A 19667-nucleotide genomic window follows, 5' to 3' on the forward strand; every position below is an offset into this window, starting at 1 on the left:
CTACGTCACCCATAAGTAAAAGCTATCGCCATTAAAAAAGCCGGCATTCGCCGGCTTCTTATTATTCGTTGTGCGAGAGTATCGCCGGGATGGTGTCATCCTTTCGCAACGTCATAATTTCGCAGCCGTTGTCTGTGACCACAATAGTATGCTCGTACTGCGCAGACAAGCTTCTGTCTTTGGTTTTTACCGTCCAGCCATCTTTCATGGTGCGGATGCGGTAGTCGCCGGAGTTCACCATCGGTTCGATAGTAAAGGTCATGCCTTTTTGCAGCACCACGCCGCCATCGTCTGCATCGTAGTGCAGAACCTGCGGTTCTTCGTGGAAGACGCGACCAATGCCGTGACCGCAGTATTCTCGAACCACGGAAAAACCTTCCGCTTCGACAAATTTCTGAATGGCGGCACCGAGGGTACGCAGACGAATGCCTGGTTTCACCATCTTCAACGCCAGATAGAGGCTTTCTTGCGTCACACGACACAGGCGCTCGCCCAGAATGGTGGGCTTGCCGACGATAAACATTTTTGAGGTGTCGCCGTGATATTCATCTTTAATGACGGTCACGTCGATGTTGACGATATCACCGTCCTTCAACAGTTTCTCATCATCCGGGATGCCGTGGCAGACGACTTCATTAATAGAGATACAGACGGATTTCGGAAAGCCGTGGTAGCCCAGGCAAGCGGAAACCGCGTGCTGCTCATTAACGATATAGTCATTACAGATGCGATCCAGCTCGCCGGTGCTGACGCCCGGTTTAATGAACGGCTCGATCATTTCCAGCACTTCAGCGGCCAGACGACCGGCGACGCGCATTTTTTCAATTTCTTCAGGGGTCTTAATAGAGATAGCCATGTAATCTGTCCATCAGTGTCGATTTTTTCGACGATACTAGTCTTTGTGTTGTCAATGGTATCAGTCCCTCGCACTTGCTGCCAAATTGAGAATCAGTAACAGCACATCAGGCCAACAATTATTGGTTTCTGCCGGTGTTTTGTGGTATAAAGCGCGCCGGACTTCCGATCCATTTCGTATACACAAGATGGACCTGAAGCGACAAATCTCACTTTGTGTAATTACACACACGTATCGGCACATATTCCGGGGTGCCCCTAGGGGTCGGTAATATGGGATACGTGGAGGCATAACCCCAACATTTACTATAGAGGTTTTTACCATGGCAACTGTTTCCATGCGCGACATGCTCAAGGCTGGTGTTCACTTTGGTCACCAGACCCGTTACTGGAACCCGAAAATGAAGCCTTTCATCTTCGGCGCGCGTAACAAAGTTCACATCATCAACCTTGAGAAAACTGTACCAATGTTCAACGAAGCCCTGGCTGAGCTGAGCAAGATCTCTTCCCGTAAAGGTAAGATTCTGTTTGTTGGTACTAAACGCGCTGCAAGCGAAGCTGTGAAAGATGCTGCTAACAACTGCGACCAGTTCTTCGTGAACCATCGCTGGTTGGGCGGTATGCTGACTAACTGGAAAACTGTTCGTCAGTCCATCAAGCGCCTGAAAGATCTGGAAATCCAGTCTCAGGACGGTACTTTCGATAAGCTGACCAAAAAAGAAGCCCTGATGCGCACTCGTGAGCTGGCCAAGCTGGAAAACAGCCTGGGCGGTATCAAAGACATGGGTGGTCTGCCAGACGCTCTGTTCGTTATCGATGCTGACCACGAGCACATCGCAATTAAAGAAGCCAACAACCTGGGTATCCCGGTATTTGCTATCGTTGATACCAACTCCGATCCGGACGGTGTTGACTTCGTTATCCCGGGTAACGACGATGCAATCCGTGCTGTTACTCTGTACCTGGGTGCTGTAGCGGCAACCGTACGTGAAGGCCGTTCTCAGGATCTGGCTTCTCAAGCGGAAGAAAGCTTCGTAGAAGCTGAATAATAAGGTTCTACCCCTTATTAGTACCGTGTATGGATAGGGGCCTCTTAATGGCCCCTTTTTCACTTTTAAACCTGTTTGGTTCCATGAACCGAGCCGGTCATCTCCCGAGGATTTAAGAATGGCTGAAATTACCGCATCCCTGGTAAAAGAGCTGCGCGAACGTACTGGCGCAGGCATGATGGATTGCAAAAAAGCATTGGTTGAAGCTAACGGCGACATCGAGCTGGCAATCGAAAACATGCGTAAATCCGGCGCGATCAAAGCGGCGAAAAAAGCAGGCAACGTTGCTGCTGACGGCGTAATCCTGACCAAAATCGACGGCACCTACGGCATCATTCTGGAAGTTAACTGCCAGACTGACTTCGTAGCAAAAGACGGTGGTTTCCAGGCATTTGCTAACAAAGTTCTGGACGCTGCTATCGCTGGCAAAATCACTGACGTTGACGTTCTGAAAGCACAGTTCGAAGAAGAGCGTGTTGCGCTGGTTGCTAAAATCGGTGAGAACATCAACATCCGTCGTGTTGCTTCCATCGAAGGCGACGTACTGGGTTCTTACCAGCACGGTGCACGTATCGGTGTTCTGGTTGCTGCTAAAGGCGCTGACGAAGAGCTGGTTAAACAGCTGGCTATGCACATCGCTGCAAGCAAACCAGAATTCGTTAAGCCAGAAGACGTGTCTGCTGAAGTGGTAGAAAAAGAGTACCAGGTTCAGCTCGACATCGCTATGCAGTCTGGCAAGCCGAAAGAAATCGCAGAGAAAATGGTTGAAGGCCGCATGAAGAAATTCACCGGCGAAGTTTCTCTGACGGGTCAGCCATTCGTTATGGATCCAACCAAGTCTGTTGCTCAGCTGCTGAAAGAGCACAATGCTGACGTGACTGGTTTCATCCGCTTCGAAGTGGGCGAAGGCATCGAGAAAGTCGAAACTGACTTCGCAGCAGAAGTTGCTGCAATGTCCAAGCAGTCTTAAGGATTGCGAAGGAGCCGCCTGAGGGCGGCTTCTTTTTGCCCGTCATGTAAAAATCAGACAGAAACCCGTAGTTTCTGCACTGATAAGCGACGTACTATGTCGCCAGAATTAACCCCCATCTCAATCGTTGACAGTCTCAGGAAAGAAACATGGCTACCAATGCAAAACCCGTGTACAAACGCATTCTGCTTAAGCTTAGTGGCGAAGCGCTGCAGGGAACAGAAGGCTTCGGTATCGATGCAAGCATTCTTGACCGCATGGCACAGGAAATCAAAGAACTGGTTGAACTGGGTATCCAGGTTGGCGTGGTAATTGGCGGTGGTAATCTTTTCCGTGGCGCTGGTCTGGCGAAAGCGGGTATGAACCGTGTTGTGGGTGACCACATGGGTATGCTGGCTACCGTGATGAATGGCCTGGCAATGCGTGATGCACTTCATCGCGCCTATGTGAACGCTCGCCTGATGTCAGCTATTCCGCTGAACGGCGTGTGCGATAACTACAGCTGGGCAGAAGCGATCAGCCTGCTGCGCAATAACCGCGTGGTAATTCTTTCCGCGGGTACCGGTAATCCGTTCTTTACGACCGACTCAGCAGCCTGTCTGCGCGGTATTGAAATCGAAGCCGACGTAGTATTGAAAGCAACCAAAGTGGATGGCGTGTTTACCGCCGATCCAGCAAAAGATCCTTCCGCAACGATGTACGAACAGCTGAGCTACAACGAAGTGCTGGATCAAGAGCTGAAAGTCATGGATCTTGCTGCCTTTACGCTGGCTCGTGACCACAAATTACCGATTCGTGTTTTCAACATGAATAAGCCCGGAGCACTGCGTCGCGTAGTGATGGGTGAAAAAGAAGGCACTTTGATCACGGAATAATTTCCGTTGACGATAAATACAGGTAAGATTCCGCTTTACTTTGTAGTGATTTCTTACCTCGACACGCCTCAGGCGTTGTCATGATTTAAACGCGACTATACTTAGCACACCTATAGCGGCTGTGTTGGCGGATAGTCTGCCTGAAACAAGTTTTCAAGGATTCGTAACGTGATTAGCGATATCAGAAAAGATGCTGAAGTGCGCATGGAAAAATGCGTAGAAGCCTTCAAAAACCAAATTAGCAAAGTGCGCACTGGCCGCGCTTCTCCAAGCCTGCTGGATGGCATTATCGTAGAATATTACGGTACGCCAACCCCTCTGCGTCAGCTGGCGAGCGTCACGGTAGAAGATACCCGTACGCTGAAAATCAACGTCTTTGACCGTTCTTTGGGTCCGGCTGTTGAAAAAGCGATTATGGCTTCTGATTTGGGTTTGAACCCAAGCTCAGCAGGTACAGACATTCGCGTTCCGCTTCCAGCGCTGACTGAAGAACGTCGTAAAGAGCTGATCAAAGTGGTTCGTGGTGAAGCAGAAGGCGCGCGCGTTGCCGTACGTAACGTCCGTCGTGATGCGAACGACAAAGTGAAAGCACTGCTGAAAGATAAAGAAATCAGCGAAGATGACGATCGCCGTTCTCAGGACGACGTGCAGAAACTGACTGACGCAGCCATCAAAAAACTTGATGCGGCGCTGGCAGATAAAGAAGCGGAACTGATGCAGTTCTGATTTCTGTCGTAATCTGATAAACGCCGTTCAGAAAGTCCATGTGACTTTGCTGGCGGCGTTTTGCTTTTATATGGTTTAACTATCTCCCGGGCATCTCATGAAGCATTTAACTCTCCTCGGCTCGACCGGCTCGATTGGTTGCAGCACTCTCGACGTTGTTCGCCATAACCCTGAAGAATACACGGTGACCGCCCTTGTGGCCGGGAAGAACGTGCAGCGCATGGTTGAACAATGTCTTGAGTTTTCTCCCCGTTATGCGGTGATGGATGACGAGGAAAGTGCTCGCCAGGTTAAAGTGTTGCTGGCGGGGCAGGGAAGTGCTACGGAAGTCATGAGCGGGCGACAAGCCGCTTGTGATATGGCTGCGCTGGATGACGTCGATCAGGTGATGGCGGCGATTGTTGGCGCGGCAGGCCTTTTGCCTACGCTCGCAGCAATTGACGCGGGGAAAACCGTTTTACTGGCAAATAAAGAAGCGTTAGTAACATGCGGACGCCTCTTTATGGACGCCGTAAAACAGCGGGGGGCGCGACTTTTACCGGTAGATAGCGAACATAACGCGATTTTTCAGAGTTTACCGCAACCTTTCCAGGAAAACCTGGGGTACGCTTCCCTTGAGCAAAATGGCGTTGTGTCAGTTTTGCTCACCGGGTCTGGTGGCCCGTTCCGTGAAACGCCTTTGTCTGAACTGGTCTCAATGACGCCCGATCAGGCATGCCGTCATCCGAACTGGTCAATGGGGCGAAAAATCTCTGTCGACTCGGCCACCATGATGAATAAAGGTCTGGAATACATTGAAGCTCGCTGGCTGTTTAACGCGTCCGCAAAACAGATGGAAGTGTTGATTCACCCGCAGTCGGTGATCCACTCCATGGTGCGCTATCAGGATGGCAGCGTAATTGCGCAGTTGGGTGAACCGGATATGCGCACGCCAATCGCGCATTCGATGGCGTGGCCAAACCGTGTGATGTCGGGGGCAAAGCCACTCGATTTCTGCAAGCTGAGTGCACTCACCTTCAGCGAACCTGACTACGACCGTTACCCTTGTCTGAAGCTGGCGATGAATGCTTTTGATCAGGGACAAGCGGCAACGACAGCACTGAACGCAGCCAACGAAATTACGGTTGAAGCATTTCTGAAACAGCAGATCCGCTTTACGGATATTGCGGCGCTCAATCTATCGGTTCTTGAAAAGATGGATTTACGGGAACCGCAGAGCGTTGAGGAGGTGCTGGCCGTCGATTTACAGGCTCGTATGGCTGCGCGTAAAGCGGTGACGCATCTCGCAAGCTGGTGATAATCCACCGACTCGTGCTTGTGTTGTTTGTTAGCGTTAGGCTTCAGTGATATAGTCTGCGCCACCTGATCGCAGGTATTTGGCTTTAAGTGGTCAGGTAAGCCGTGGTTAGACACGGCTTTTTTATGTAATGGCTTCAGTATTCCTGAGTACCGTAAAATCCTTTCAGGGACTAAAAACGCGTTATGTTGTCTGCGAATCAACCAATAAGCGAAAACTTGCCAGCTCATGGCTGTCGTCATGTAGCAATCATTATGGATGGCAACGGCCGCTGGGCGAAAAGACAAGGGAAGATACGAGCCTTTGGGCATAAAGCTGGGGCGAAATCTGTTCGTCGCGCCGTTTCATTTGCCGCCAATAACGGCATTGATGCGTTAACGCTCTATGCTTTTAGCAGTGAAAACTGGAATCGACCTCCGCAGGAAGTGACTGCGTTGATGGAGTTGTTTGTGTGGGCGCTCGACAGCGAAGTCAAAAGCCTCCACCGCCACAACGTTCGCTTGCGCATTATTGGCGATACCAGTCGTTTTAACTCACGTTTGCAGGAACGTATTCGCAAAGCGGAAGCGGTGACCGAAAATAATACAGGTCTGACGCTCAATATCGCTGCGAACTACGGCGGACGCTGGGATATTATCCAGGGCGTTCGGCATCTCGCCGAGCAAGTTCAGGAAGGGCTGTTAAGACCCGACCAAATTGATGAAGAGACGCTGGGTCAGCAAATCTGCATGAATGAACTCGCACCCGTGGATTTGGTAATTAGGACAGGGGGAGAACACCGCATTAGTAACTTTTTGCTTTGGCAAATTGCCTATGCCGAACTTTACTTTACGGATGTGCTCTGGCCCGATTTTGATGAACAAGACTTTGAAGGTGCGCTTTATGCCTTTGCCAATCGTGAGCGTCGCTTCGGCGGTACTGAGCCAGGCGCCGAAAAAGTCTGATGGGGGTAGCTTTTGCTGAAGTATCGCCTGATTTCCGCTTTTGTATTAATACCCATCGTCATTGCGGCGCTGTTTTTACTGCCCCCGGTGGGATTTGCTATTGTCACGCTGGTGGTGTGTATGCTCGCCGCGTGGGAATGGGGACAGCTTAGCGGCTTTACCTCGCGCACTCAGCGAGTATGGCTGGCGGTGCTCTGTGGCCTGTTATTGGCCCTGATGCTGTTTATGTTGCCCGAGTATCATCACGATATTCATCAGCCGCTGGTGGCAGGTTCGCTATGGGCCTCACTGGGGTGGTGGATTGGCGCGTTGCTGCTGGTTCTTTTCTATCCCGAGTCTGCAGCTATCTGGCGCAACTCTAAAACGCTACGTCTGATTTTCGGCCTGCTCACTATTATTCCATTTTTCTGGGGTATGCTCGTGTTGCGCGCCTGGCATTATGACGAAAACCACTACAGCGGTGCGTTGTGGCTGCTTTATGTCATGATTCTCGTCTGGGGTGCTGACTCTGGTGCCTATATGTTTGGTAAACTGTTTGGCAAACATAAACTGGCACCAAAAGTTTCGCCTGGTAAGACCTGGCAGGGGTTCATCGGCGGTCTGTTTACAGCAGCGATTATCTCCTGGGGATATGGTGTATGGGCAAATCTGGAAGTTGCACCGACAACGTTGCTGGTGTGCTCTATCTTTGCTGCGTTGGCATCCGTATTAGGTGATTTGACCGAAAGTATGTTCAAGCGTGAAGCAGGGATTAAAGACAGCGGTCACCTCATTCCAGGACATGGTGGAATACTGGACCGTATTGATAGCCTGACGGCTGCGGTTCCTGTGTTTGCATGCCTGTTGTTACTGGTATTCGGGACGATTTAACGGAAGGTTTTATGCTGAGCATTCTCTGGAATCTGGCGGCGTTCATAGTTGCACTGGGTGTACTGATTACCGTGCATGAATTTGGCCATTTCTGGGTTGCCCGGCGCTGCGGAGTGCGGGTCGAGCGTTTCTCTATTGGCTTTGGTAAATCGTTATGGCGCCGTACCGATCGCCATGGCACTGAGTTTGTCATCGCGCTGATCCCTCTTGGCGGCTACGTCAAAATGCTTGATGAACGCGTAGAATCTGTTGCGCCTGAAATGCGACACTACGCGTTCAACAACAAAACAGTGAGCCAACGCGCCGCTATCATCGCTGCCGGCCCGGTAGCCAATTTCATCTTTGCTGTCTTCGCTTATTGGCTGGTGTTTATCATCGGTGTCCCTGGTGTTCGCCCGGTTGTTGGTGAAATTACCGCCAACTCCATCGCAGCAACAGCGCAAATTACGCCAGGCATGGAACTTAAAGCGATCGATGGCATCGAAACCCCTGATTGGGATGCCGTTAGGCTGCAGTTGGTCTCTAAGATTGGCGATGAAAAAGCCTTAGTTAGCGTCTCGCCAGTGGGTGAGAGTCAGCGTCAGGAAAAAATTCTTGATTTGCGTCAGTGGGCTTTTGAGCCAGACAAAGAAGATCCCGTTGCTGCGCTGGGTATTCGTCCGCGTGGTGCGCAGATTGAGCCAGTGTTAGCCGAAGTGCAGGATGATTCAGCAGCACGTAAAGCAGGTTTGCAAGCGGGCGACAGGATCGTTAAAGTCGATGGTCAGCCTTTAACGCAATGGATGACCTTTGTTAATCTGGTGCGCGATAATCCCGGCACACCGTTAGCGCTGGAAGTTGAAAGGCAGGGGAGTCCGCTCTCTTTGACGCTGATTCCGGATACCAAACCGGGCGGTGGCAAGGCTGAGGGGTTTGCTGGCGTAGTGCCAAAAGTGATCCCGTTGCCTGATGAGTACAAGACAATACGCCAGTATGGGCCGTTTAGCGCAATCGTTGAAGCCACGGATAAAACATGGCAATTGATGAAGCTTACGGTCACTATGTTGGGGAAATTGATAACTGGTGACGTAAAACTGAACAACCTCAGTGGGCCGATTTCTATCGCCCAAGGGGCTGGGATGTCAGCGGAATTCGGGGTGATTTACTATCTCATGTTTCTCGCGCTCATAAGCGTGAACCTCGGGATAATCAACCTGTTCCCGCTTCCCGTTTTAGATGGGGGGCACCTGCTGTTTTTAGCGATTGAAAAGCTAAAAGGCGGACCAGTATCCGAGCGAGTTCAAGACTTTAGTTATCGCATTGGCTCGATATTGCTGGTGCTGTTAATGGGGCTTGCACTTTTCAATGATTTCTCTCGGTTGTAAGAGAGAGTGTTAGGAAGAACGCATAATAACGATGGCGATGAAAAAGTTGCTCATAGCGTCGCTGCTGTTTAGCAGCGCGACCGTATACGGTGCTGAAGGTTTCGTAGTGAAGGATATTCATTTCGAAGGTCTTCAGCGTGTCGCCGTTGGTGCGGCCCTCCTCAGCATGCCAGTTCGCCAGGGCGACACGGTTAATGATGAAGATATCAGTAATACCATTCGCGCATTGTTTGCCACTGGCAACTTTGAGGATGTCCGCGTCCTTCGCGATGGTGATACGCTGCTGGTACAGGTGAAGGAACGCCCAACGATTGCCAGCATCACTTTCTCCGGTAATAAGTCGGTTAAAGACGATATGCTCAAGCAAAACCTTGAAGCATCGGGTGTTCGTGTCGGGGAATCTCTTGACCGCACCACCCTGTCTGATATCGAAAAAGGACTGGAAGATTTCTACTATAGCGTCGGCAAATACAGCGCGAGCGTAAAAGCCGTTGTCACACCGCTGCCGCGTAACCGTGTCGATCTGAAGCTCGTCTTCCAGGAAGGCGTTTCCGCGAAAATCCAGCAGATCAATATCGTGGGTAACCACGCGTTCAGCACGGACGAACTGATCTCTACGTTCCAGCTCCGCGACGAAGTGCCGTGGTGGAACGTGGTTGGCGATCGTAAATATCAGAAGCAAAAGCTGGCCGGCGACCTTGAAACCCTCCGTAGCTACTATCTGGATCGTGGTTACGCCCGTTTCAATATCGACTCGACTCAGGTCAGTCTGACTCCGGACAAGAAAGGTATCTACATTACGGTAAACATCACTGAAGGCGATCAATATAAGCTTTCAGGTGTTGAAGTCAGTGGAAACCTGGCGGGTCATTCTGCAGAAATTGAGAGCCTGACTAAACTTCAGCCGGGTGAGCTGTATAGCGGCGCAAAAGTGACCAAAATGGAAGACGGCATTAAAAAGCTGCTCGGCCGTTACGGTTATGCTTATCCGCGCGTACAAACGCAGCCTGAGATCAATGATACGGACAAAACCGTTAAACTTCGCGTAAACGTTGATGCGGGCAACCGTTTCTACGTGCGTAAAATTCGCTTTGAAGGTAACGATACCTCTAAAGACTCCGTACTGCGTCGCGAAATGCGTCAGATGGAAGGCGCGTGGTTAGGTAGCGACCTGGTCGATCAGGGTAAAGAGCGTCTGAACCGTCTGGGCTATTTCGAAACGGTTGATACGGATACCCAGCGTGTTGCGGGCAGTCCTGATCAGGTAGACGTTGTTTACAAGGTCAAAGAGCGTAACACCGGTAGCTTCAACTTTGGTGTCGGTTACGGCACAGAAAGTGGCGTGAGCTTCCAGGTTGGCGTTCAGCAGGATAACTGGTTAGGTACTGGCTATTCCGTTGGTATCAACGGAACCAAAAACGATTACCAGACGTACTCTGAATTCTCGGTGACTAACCCTTACTTTACTGTTGATGGTGTGAGTCTTGGCGGTCGTATTTTCTATAACGACTTTAAAGCTGACGATGCGGATCTGTCTTCCTATACCAACAAAAGCTATGGTTTAGATGGAACGCTTGGCTTCCCGATTAACGAATATAACACCCTGCGTGCTGGCTTAGGATACGTGCATAACGACCTGTCCAATATGCAACCGCAGGTGGCGATGTGGCGTTATCTGGACTCAATCGGTCAAACAGCAAGTAAATCCAGCGACAATAACGGCTTTGCTGCAGATGATTTCACCTTTAACTATGGCTGGACGTATAACCGTCTTGACCGTGGTTTCTTCCCGACGGAAGGTTCTCGCGTCAACCTGAACGGTAAAGTCACCGTGCCGGGTTCCGACAACGAGTTCTATAAATTGACGCTTGATACCGCATCCTATTTCCCGATCGATGACGATCATAAATGGGTGGTTCTGGGTCGTACGCGTTGGGGTTATGGTGACGGTTTAGGTAGCAAAGAGCTGCCATTCTACGAAAACTTCTATGCCGGCGGTTCCAGCACAGTGCGTGGCTTCCAGTCCAATAACATTGGTCCGAAAGCGGTGTATTACGGCGGTAACGACAAAGATAACTGTAATAAGACATCTTCCAGTGAAGTATGTAGTTCTGATGACGCAGTAGGCGGTAACGCCATGGGTGTCGCCAGCCTGGAAATAATCACACCTACGCCGTTTATCAGTGACAAGTATGCGAACTCTGTACGTACTTCGTTCTTCTGGGATGCGGGTACGGTATGGGATACCAACTGGGAAAACACTGCGCAGATGAAAGCAGCTGGTGTGCCAGACTATAGCGATCCGAGCAACATTCGCATGTCTGCAGGTATCGCATTACAATGGATGTCACCGTTGGGGCCGTTGGTCTTCTCTTACGCCCAACCGTTTAAGAAATACGATGGAGACAAAGCGGAGCAGTTCCAGTTTAACATTGGTAAAACCTGGTAATAATCCGCAGCAATGGAATGCGTTTGCAGTGTAGCGCTGACAACCGGCGATCGAATAGACGATCGCCTTGCCACGCAAAGAACGGTACCTTTGGGTGCCAATGGGATGGTAAGGAGTTTATTGTGAAAAAGTGGTTATTAGCGGCAGGTCTTGGTTTGGCGATGGTGACTTCTGCTCAGGCAGCGGACAAAATTGCAATCGTCAACATGGGCAATCTGTTCCAGCAAGTTGCACAGAAAACCGGTGTTTCTGCAACGCTGGAAAATGAATTCAAAGGCCGTGCTAGCGAGCTGCAAGGTATGGAAAGCGACCTTCAGTCCAAAATGCAGCGTCTGCAGCGTGATGGTTCTACCATGAAAGCAAGCGATCGCAGCAAGCTGGAAAAAGACGTGATGGCACAGCGCCAGACCTTCTCCCAGAAAGCGCAGGCTTTCGAGCAGGATCGTCAGCGTCGCTCTAACGAAGAACGTGGCAAACTGGTCACTCGTATCCAGTCTGCGGTGAAATCCGTAGCGGCCGATCAGAGTATCGATCTGGTTGTTGACGCGAATGCCGTTGCTTTCAATAGCAAAGATGTTAAAGACATCACTGCAGATGTACTGAAACAGGTTAAATAAGTAATGCCTTCTATTCGACTGGCTGATCTAGCTCAGCAGTTGGATGCAGAATTACACGGTGATGGCGATATCGTCATCACCGCTGTTGCGTCCATGCAATCTGCTAAAACAGGCAATATTACGTTCATCGTAAGCCCTAAATACCGTGAACACCTGACCCAATGCCAGGCGTCTGCTGTGGTATTAACACAGGACGACCTTCCTTTTGCCACAGGCGCAGCGCTGGTAGTGAAAAATCCCTACCTGACTTACGCGCGCATGGCTCAGATTTTGGATACCACGCCGCAGCCGGCACAGAACATTGCACCAAGTGCAGCGATCGATTCAACGGCAACGCTGGGTAGCAACGTATCAATTGGTGCGAACGCCGTTATCGAGTCCGATGTTGTTTTGGGTGATAACGTGGTGATCGGTGCGGGTTGCTTCGTTGGCAAACACACTAAAATTGGTGCAGGCACCCGCTTGTGGGCCAATGTCACCGTTTATCATGAAATTGAGATTGGCGAAAACTGCCTGATCCAGTCCGGTACCGTAATCGGTTCGGATGGTTTTGGCTATGCTAACGATCGTGGTAATTGGATCAAGATCCCTCAGCTAGGTCGCGTGATTATCGGCGATCGTGTTGAGATCGGTGCATGTACGACGATCGACCGCGGTGCGCTCGACGACACCCTTATTGGTAACGGTGTTATCATCGATAACCAATGTCAGATTGCGCATAACGTCGTGATTGGCGACAATACCGCAGTTGCGGGCGGCGTAATCATGGCAGGCAGCTTGAAAATTGGCCGCTACTGCATGATCGGTGGAGCCAGCGTGATCAATGGGCATATGGAAATATGCGACAAAGTCACGGTGACGGGCATGGGTATGGTGATGCGTCCTATCACTGAACCTGGTGTTTACTCCTCCGGTATTCCGCTGCAACCGAATAAGATGTGGCGTAAAACCGCAGCTCTGGTGATGAATATTGATGATATGAGTAAGCGCCTCAAGTCTATTGAGCGCAAAATCAATCAACAAGACTAAGCGTTCATCCTTTAACGCTAAATTTCCCGGCCTGTCGGCTTTCTTATAATCCGGCAGGCCGTGTTATTATTGCTATTCAGTACATTTTGACAGGAAGAGTATTTTGACTACCGACACTCATACTCTGCATATTGAAGAGATTTTAGAACTTCTGCCGCACCGCTACCCGTTTTTGCTGGTAGATCGTGTGCTGGATTTTGAAGAAGGTCGTTTTCTGCGCGCAGTGAAAAATGTTTCAGTAAATGAGCCATTCTTCCAGGGACATTTCCCTGGTAAGCCTATCTTCCCGGGTGTTTTGATCCTGGAAGCCATGGCACAGGCAACGGGTATTCTCGCGTTTAAAAGCGTGGGTAAACTTGAGCCTGGTGAGTTGTATTACTTCGCGGGTATTGATGAAGCGCGCTTTAAGCGCCCAGTCGTACCTGGTGATCAGATGATCATGGAAGTGACTTTTGAAAAAACGCGCCGTGGACTGACGCGCTTCAAAGGCGTTGCTTTAGTTGACGGCAAAGTGGTTTGTGAAGCTACCATGATGTGTGCGCGTAGCCGGGAGGCCTGATACGTGATTGATAAAACCGCCTTTATTCATCCAACTGCCATTGTGGAAGAGGGTGCCATTATTGGTGCTAACGCTCACATTGGCCCATTCTGTATTGTTGGACCCCATGTCGTAATTGGTGAGGGTACCGTACTGAAATCTCACGTCGTCGTGAATGGTCATACGACCATGGGTCGCGATAATGAGATCTATCAGTTCGCCTCCATCGGCGAAGTCAACCAGGATCTGAAGTATGCTGGTGAGCCGACCCGTCTGGAAATCGGCGATCGTAACCGCATTCGCGAAAGCGTCACCATTCATCGTGGCACAGTACAGGGTGGTGGATTGACGAAGGTGGGCAGCGACAACCTCTTTATGGTCAATGCGCATATTGCGCACGACTGTACAGTGGGTAGCCGTTGTATCCTCGCCAACAACGCAACGCTGGCGGGGCACGTATCGGTTGATGATTTCGCGATCATTGGCGGCATGACGGCAGTCCATCAGTTCTGCATTATTGGTGCGCACGTCATGGTCGGCGGTTGCTCCGGTGTCGCGCAAGACGTTCCACCGTATGTGATTGCTCAGGGTAACCACGCCACACCTTTTGGCGTTAACATTGAAGGCCTCAAGCGTCGTGGCTTTAGCCGCGAAGCAATTACAGCGATCCGCAACGCGTACAAACTGATGTACCGTAGCGGCAAAACGCTCGAAGAGGCTAAGCCAGAAGTGGCTGCGCTGGCAGAACAGTACCCAGAGGTCAAAGCGTTCACAGAGTTCTTTGAACGCTCGACTCGAGGTCTGATTCGTTAATGGTCGATAACCGTCCATTAACGATTGCCCTGGTCGCCGGAGAAACCTCCGGCGATATTCTTGGTGCAGGTCTCATCCGGGCACTCAAGGCTCGTGTACCGAATGCTCGCTTTGTGGGCGTTGCTGGCCCGCTGATGCAGGCCGAGGGCTGTGAGGCCTGGTACGAAATGGAAGAGCTCGCGGTAATGGGCATTGTTGAAGTGCTGGGGCGTTTACGCCGTTTGCTGCATATTCGAGCCGATCTCACGCGTCGTTTTACCGATCTTAAGCCCGATGTCTTTGTTGGCATTGATGCGCCTGATTTCAATATCACCCTCGAAGGCAACCTGAAAAAACAGGGTATTAAAACTGTTCACTACGTCAGCCCGTCCGTCTGGGCATGGCGACAGAAACGTGTTTTCAAAATAGGCAGATCCACCGATATGGTGCTGGCTTTTCTGCCTTTCGAAAAAGCGTTTTATGACAGATTCAATGTGCCATGCCGTTTTATCGGGCATACCATGGCCGATGCCATGCCGCTTGATCCGGATAAAAATGCTGCACGAGATACTCTTGGCATCCCGCATGACGCTCACTGTCTGGCTCTTTTGCCGGGTAGCCGTGGCGCAGAAGTCGAAATGCTTAGCGCTGATTTCCTGAAGACCGCGCAAATTCTTCGCCAGACATATCCCGATCTGGAAGTGGTTGTGCCGCTCGTGAATGCCAAACGCCGTGAGCAGTTTGAGCGCATCAAAGCGGAAGTCGCGCCTGACCTGCACATTCACCTTCTGGATGGCAAAGGACGTGAAGCCATGGTGGCGAGTGATGCCGCATTGCTGGCGTCCGGAACGGCTGCGCTGGAATGCATGTTGGCAAAATGCCCAATGGTTGTGGGTTATCGCATGAAGCCATTTACCTTCTGGCTGGCGAAGCGCCTGGTCAAAACGGATTATGTTTCATTGCCTAATCTGTTGGCAGGCCGAGAGTTAGTCAAAGAGCTGTTGCAGGATGAGTGTCAGCCTCAGGCATTAGCCGATGCGCTGTTGCCCTTACTGGCAGACGGTAAAACCCGTCATCAAATGCACGACACCTTCCGTGAACTGCATCAGCAGATCCGCTGTAACGCCGATGAGCAAGCAGCAGATGCCGTGATGGAGTTAGCGCAATGCTAGAGTTTGTTTACCCACATACGCACCTTGTTGCGGGTGTGGATGAGGTCGGACGCGGGCCATTGGTGGGTGCCGTTGTCACTGCAGCGGTCATTCTGGACCCAGCTCGCCCGATTGTAGGGCTGAATGATTCGAAGAAACTGTCTGAAAAACGCCGTCTGGCGCTCTATGATGAAATCAAAGAAAAAGCACTAGCATGGAGTTTAGGCCGCGCAGAGCCCGAAGAGATTGACGAGCTGAACATTCTTCACGCCACCATGTTGGCGATGCAGCGGGCTGTCGCCGGGCTGAAAATCGTACCAGAATATGTGCTGATCGACGGTAATCGCTGTCCTGCACTGCCGATGCGCTCATTGGCGGTGGTGAAAGGGGATAGCCGTGTGGCCGAGATCAGCGCAGCGTCCATCATTGCCAAAGTGACACGCGATGCCGAAATGGCGGCGCTGGATCTTTCATATCCTCAGTATGGTTTCGCCCAGCACAAGGGATATCCAACCGCTTTCCATCTGGAGAGACTGTCTGAGCATGGCCCAACTGAACATCATCGACGCAGTTTTGGTCCGGTGAAACGCGCACTGGGACTGGTGTGCTGAATCAATACGTAAGCAACTAAGTCACGCGGAATCTGAAGATGGCTGAACCACGTTTCGTACACCTGCGGGTGCATAGCGACTACTCCATGATTGATGGGCTGGCGAAGACCGGGCCGCTGGTAAAAAAGGCAGCGGCTCTTGGCATGCCTGCGCTGGCGATCACGGATTTCACCAACCTGTGTGGTCTGGTTAAGTTCTATGGCGCGGCGCATGGCGCGGGCCTTAAGCCGATTATCGGTGCGGATTTTCACGTTCAGAGCGAGTTGCTCGGCGATGAAATGACGCAAATTTCCGTTCTGGCGATGAACAATACAGGCTATCAAAATCTGACGTTGCTGATTTCCCGTGCCTATCAGCGGGGCTATGGCGCGGCGGGGCCATGGATCGACAGGGACTGGCTTGTTGAACTCAATGAAGGTTTGCTGCTGATTTCTGGCGGTCGAATGGGTGATGTCGGTAAAAGTCTGATACGCGGCAACAATATTCTGGTTGAGCAGTGCGTGGCGTTTTATGAAGAACACTTCCCGGATCGTTTTTATCTGGAGCTGATTCGCACGGGCCGTCCCGATGAAGAAAACTATCTGCATGCGGCAGTCGCGCTTGCTGAACAGCACGGTCTGCCGGTCGTCGCGACCAATGATGTACGGTTTATTAACGCTGAAGACTTTGATGCGCACGAAATTCGTGTTGCCATTCATGACGGCTTTACGCTCGACGATCCAAAACGCCCGCGCCACTATTCCACGCAGCAATATATGCGCTCTGAAGATGAGATGTGCGAGCTGTTTGCTGATATTCCGGAAGCGCTGGAAAACAGTGTGGAAATTGCAAGGCGTTGCAACGTTACCGTCCGTTTAGGTGAATATTTCTTGCCGCAGTTCCCAACCGGCGAGATGAGTACGGAAGATTTTCTGGTTCTCAAATCGAAAGAAGGTCTGGAAGATCGTCTGGAGTTTTTGTTCCCGGATGAAGCGGTACGCCTCGAGAAGCGCCCGCCTTACGATGAGCGCCTGGACATTGAACTACAGGTTATCAACCAGATGGGGTTCCCTGGCTACTTCCTGATCGTGATGGAATTTATCCAGTGGTCGAAGGACAACGGCGTGCCGGTGGGGCCTGGCCGTGGTTCGGGTGCGGGTTCGCTTGTGGCTTACGCGTTGAAAATTACCGACCTTGACCCGCTGGAATTCGACCTGCTGTTCGAACGTTTCCTTAACCCGGAACGTGTCTCTATGCCTGACTTCGACGTTGACTTCTGCATGGAGAAACGCGACCAGGTTATTGATCACGTTGCAGAAATGTACGGGCGTGATGCTGTATCACAGATCATTACTTTCGGGACGATGGCGGCAAAAGCGGTTATCCGTGACGTGGGCCGTGTGCTGGGGCATCCGTATGGCTTTGTGGATCGCATCTCGAAACTGGTGCCGCCCGATCCGGGCATGACGCTGGCAAAAGCGTTTGAAGCCGAGCCACAACTGCCGGAAATCTACGAAGCAGACGAAGAAGTTAAAGCACTTATCGACATGGCGCGCAAGCTTGAAGGCGTCACGCGTAACGCCGGTAAACACGCCGGTGGCGTGGTTATCGCGCCGACTAAAATTACCGATTTTGCGCCGTTATATTGTGATGAATCAGGTCAGCATCCTGTTACACAGTTCGACAAGAATGACGTGGAGTACGCTGGCCTGGTGAAGTTTGACTTCCTTGGTTTGCGAACACTCACTATCATTGACTGGGCGTTGAAGATGATCAACCCGCGTCGGGCCAAACAGGGCCTGGAGCCGATTGACATCGCTGCGATTCCGCTTGATGACAAAAAAAGTTTCGACATGCTGCAGCGCTCGGAAACCACAGCGGTATTCCAGCTTGAATCGCGCGGCATGAAAGACTTGATTAAACGTCTACAGCCTGACTGCTTTGAAGACATGATCGCACTTGTGGCATTGTTCCGTCCTGGCCCATTACAGTCGGGCATGGTTGATAACTTTATTGACCGTAAGCACGGACGTGAAGAGATTTCCTACCCTGATGTGCAGTGGCAGCATGATTGCCTGAAACCGGTGCTTGAGCCTACCTACGGCATTATCCTGTATCAGGAACAGGTTATGCAGATTGCTCAGGAGCTTTCGGGATATACCCTTGGCGGCGCTGATATGTTGCGTCGTGCGATGGGTAAGAAAAAACCGGAAGAGATGGCCAAGCAGCGCGGCACCTTTGAGGATGGCGCGAAGAAAAACGGCATTGATGGTGAACTGGCGATAAAAATCTTTGACCTGGTAGAGAAATTCGCGGGTTACGGATTTAACAAATCGCACTCAGCGGCTTACGCCCTGGTGTCCTATCAAACGCTGTGGTTGAAAGCGCACTACCCGGCAGAATTTATGGCGGCCGTGATGACTGCCGACATGGATAACACCGAGAAGGTGGTGGGCCTGGTGGATGAATGCTGGCGAATGGGGCTGAAAATCCTGCCGCCAGATATCAATGCCGGGATGTACCATTTCCACGTTAACGATGACGGTGAAATTGTTTACGGCATTGGGGCTATCAAAGGTGTGGGCGAAGGCCCTATCGAAGCGATTCTGGAAGCGCGTAATAATGGCGGCTATTTCCGTGAGCTTTTCGACTTATGTGCGCGGACTGACACCAAAAAGCTGAACCGTCGTGTGCTGGAAAAACTGATCATGTCAGGGGCATTTGATCGCCTCGGCCCGCATCGCGCAGCGCTGATGAATTCTCTCGGTGAGGCGTTGAAAGCGGCCGATCAGCACGCAAAAGCGGAAGCAATTGGTCAGGCCGATATGTTTGGTGTGCTGGCCGATGAGCCAGAGCAAATTGAACAATCGTATGCCAACTGCCAGCCGTGGCCAGAACACACGGTGCTGGAAGGGGAGCGTGAAACGTTAGGCTTGTACCTGACGGGACACCCGATCAACCAGTATCTGAAAGAAATTGAGCGCTATGTCGGAGGCAACAGGCTAAAAGACATGCATCCAACTGAACGTGGTAAAATGACCACGGCAGCGGGGCTCGTCATTGCAGCGCGGGTTATGGTCACCAAGCGCGGTAATCGCATCGGTATCTGTACGTTGGATGACCGTTCCGGGCGGCTGGAGGTGATGTTATTCACCGAAGCGCTGGAAAAATACCAGCATTTGCTGGAAAACGACCGCATACTTATCGTCAGCGGACAGGTCAGCTTTGATGACTTCAGCGGCGGGCTTAAAATGATGGCCCGTGAAGTGATGGATATTGACGAAGCCCGGGAAAAATATGCTCGCGGGCTTGCTATCTCGCTGACGGACAGGCAAATTGATGACCAGCTTTTAAACCGACTCCGTCAGTCTCTGGAACCCCATCGTTCGGGGACCATTCCAGTACATCTCTATTATCAGAGGGCGGATGCACGCGCGCGGTTGCGCTTTGGTGCAACGTGGCGTGTCTCTCCGAGCGATCGTTTACTCAACGATCTCCGTGGCCTTATTGGTTCGGAGCAGGTGGAACTGGAGTTTGACTAATACAGGAAT

General features: G+C 51.2%; 17 protein-coding genes. 16 read left to right on the forward strand and 1 reads right to left on the reverse strand.

From position 1 onward, the window contains the following. Positions 1 to 61: 61 nt before the first annotated feature. Entirely contained in the window at positions 62 to 856 is a 795-nt protein-coding gene (gene map / locus AC0LWE_RS18225; protein WP_059180070.1) for a type I methionyl aminopeptidase, read from the reverse strand. Between the two features lie 322 nt (positions 857 to 1178). Here map and rpsB point away from each other — a divergent pair, with 322 nt between their 5' ends. From rpsB to dnaE, 16 genes are all read left to right on the forward strand, one after another. Further along, positions 1179 to 1904, forward strand: a complete 726-nt coding sequence (gene rpsB / locus AC0LWE_RS18230; protein WP_012016115.1) for a 30S ribosomal protein S2 — start codon at positions 1179 to 1181, stop codon at positions 1902 to 1904. Between the two features lie 118 nt (positions 1905 to 2022). Next, positions 2023 to 2874 (forward strand): translation elongation factor Ts, encoded by an 852-nt coding sequence (tsf, locus tag AC0LWE_RS18235; protein WP_012016116.1) that lies wholly within the window; start codon positions 2023 to 2025, stop codon positions 2872 to 2874. Positions 2875 to 3023: 149 nt separating this feature from the next. Continuing rightward, positions 3024 to 3749, forward strand: a complete 726-nt coding sequence (gene pyrH / locus AC0LWE_RS18240; protein ID WP_012016117.1) for a UMP kinase — start codon at positions 3024 to 3026, stop codon at positions 3747 to 3749. Between the two features lie 168 nt (positions 3750 to 3917). Further along, the gene (frr, locus tag AC0LWE_RS18245) at positions 3918 to 4475 is read left to right on the forward strand and encodes a ribosome recycling factor (RefSeq protein ID WP_012016118.1); all 558 of its coding nucleotides are present in this window, start codon (positions 3918 to 3920) and stop codon (positions 4473 to 4475) included. Positions 4476 to 4572: 97 nt separating this feature from the next. Next, complete coding sequence (gene ispC, locus AC0LWE_RS18250; RefSeq protein ID WP_174342536.1) at positions 4573 to 5772, forward strand: 1-deoxy-D-xylulose-5-phosphate reductoisomerase; 1200 nt, start codon at positions 4573 to 4575, stop codon at positions 5770 to 5772. A 185-nt stretch (positions 5773 to 5957) separates the two neighbouring features. Beyond that, positions 5958 to 6716 (forward strand): (2E,6E)-farnesyl-diphosphate-specific ditrans,polycis-undecaprenyl-diphosphate synthase, encoded by a 759-nt coding sequence (ispU, locus tag AC0LWE_RS18255; protein ID WP_174342535.1) that lies wholly within the window; start codon positions 5958 to 5960, stop codon positions 6714 to 6716. 12 nt (positions 6717 to 6728) lie between these two features. After that, positions 6729 to 7586, forward strand: a complete 858-nt coding sequence (gene cdsA / locus AC0LWE_RS18260; protein WP_202668207.1) for a phosphatidate cytidylyltransferase — start codon at positions 6729 to 6731, stop codon at positions 7584 to 7586. An 11-nt stretch (positions 7587 to 7597) separates the two neighbouring features. Continuing rightward, complete coding sequence (gene rseP / locus AC0LWE_RS18265) at positions 7598 to 8950, forward strand: sigma E protease regulator RseP (protein ID WP_059180067.1); 1353 nt, start codon at positions 7598 to 7600, stop codon at positions 8948 to 8950. A gap of 31 nt (positions 8951 to 8981) precedes the next feature. Beyond that, positions 8982 to 11399 (forward strand): outer membrane protein assembly factor BamA, encoded by a 2418-nt coding sequence (gene bamA / locus AC0LWE_RS18270; protein ID WP_202668208.1) that lies wholly within the window; start codon positions 8982 to 8984, stop codon positions 11397 to 11399. A 122-nt stretch (positions 11400 to 11521) separates the two neighbouring features. Next, the gene (gene skp, locus AC0LWE_RS18275) at positions 11522 to 12016 is read left to right on the forward strand and encodes a molecular chaperone Skp (protein ID WP_012016124.1); all 495 of its coding nucleotides are present in this window, start codon (positions 11522 to 11524) and stop codon (positions 12014 to 12016) included. Positions 12017 to 12019: 3 nt separating this feature from the next. After that, entirely contained in the window at positions 12020 to 13045 is a 1026-nt protein-coding gene (lpxD, locus tag AC0LWE_RS18280; RefSeq protein WP_202668209.1) for a UDP-3-O-(3-hydroxymyristoyl)glucosamine N-acyltransferase, read from the forward strand. A 103-nt stretch (positions 13046 to 13148) separates the two neighbouring features. Beyond that, on the forward strand, positions 13149 to 13604 hold the full coding sequence (gene fabZ, locus AC0LWE_RS18285; RefSeq protein ID WP_007373234.1) for a 3-hydroxyacyl-ACP dehydratase FabZ: 456 nt from the start codon (positions 13149 to 13151) through the stop codon (positions 13602 to 13604). Between the two features lie 3 nt (positions 13605 to 13607). Then, the gene (lpxA, locus tag AC0LWE_RS18290; protein WP_059180064.1) at positions 13608 to 14396 is read left to right on the forward strand and encodes an acyl-ACP--UDP-N-acetylglucosamine O-acyltransferase; all 789 of its coding nucleotides are present in this window, start codon (positions 13608 to 13610) and stop codon (positions 14394 to 14396) included. Then, positions 14396 to 15547 carry a lipid-A-disaccharide synthase gene (lpxB, locus tag AC0LWE_RS18295; RefSeq protein ID WP_059180063.1) on the forward strand — a complete coding sequence of 384 codons (1152 nt, stop codon included), beginning with the start codon at positions 14396 to 14398 and terminating at the stop codon, positions 15545 to 15547. Before lpxA ends, lpxB begins: the two co-directional genes overlap by 1 nt. After that, positions 15541 to 16137, forward strand: coding sequence for a ribonuclease HII (gene rnhB / locus AC0LWE_RS18300; protein WP_059180062.1), 597 nt, complete (start codon positions 15541 to 15543; stop codon positions 16135 to 16137). The genes lpxB and rnhB overlap by 7 nt, the downstream gene beginning before the upstream one ends. A gap of 38 nt (positions 16138 to 16175) precedes the next feature. After that, positions 16176 to 19658, forward strand: a complete 3483-nt coding sequence (gene dnaE / locus AC0LWE_RS18305; RefSeq protein WP_219347047.1) for a DNA polymerase III subunit alpha — start codon at positions 16176 to 16178, stop codon at positions 19656 to 19658. Positions 19659 to 19667 lie beyond the last annotated feature (9 nt).

It is taken from the genome of Lelliottia sp. RD5, assembly GCF_056032945.1.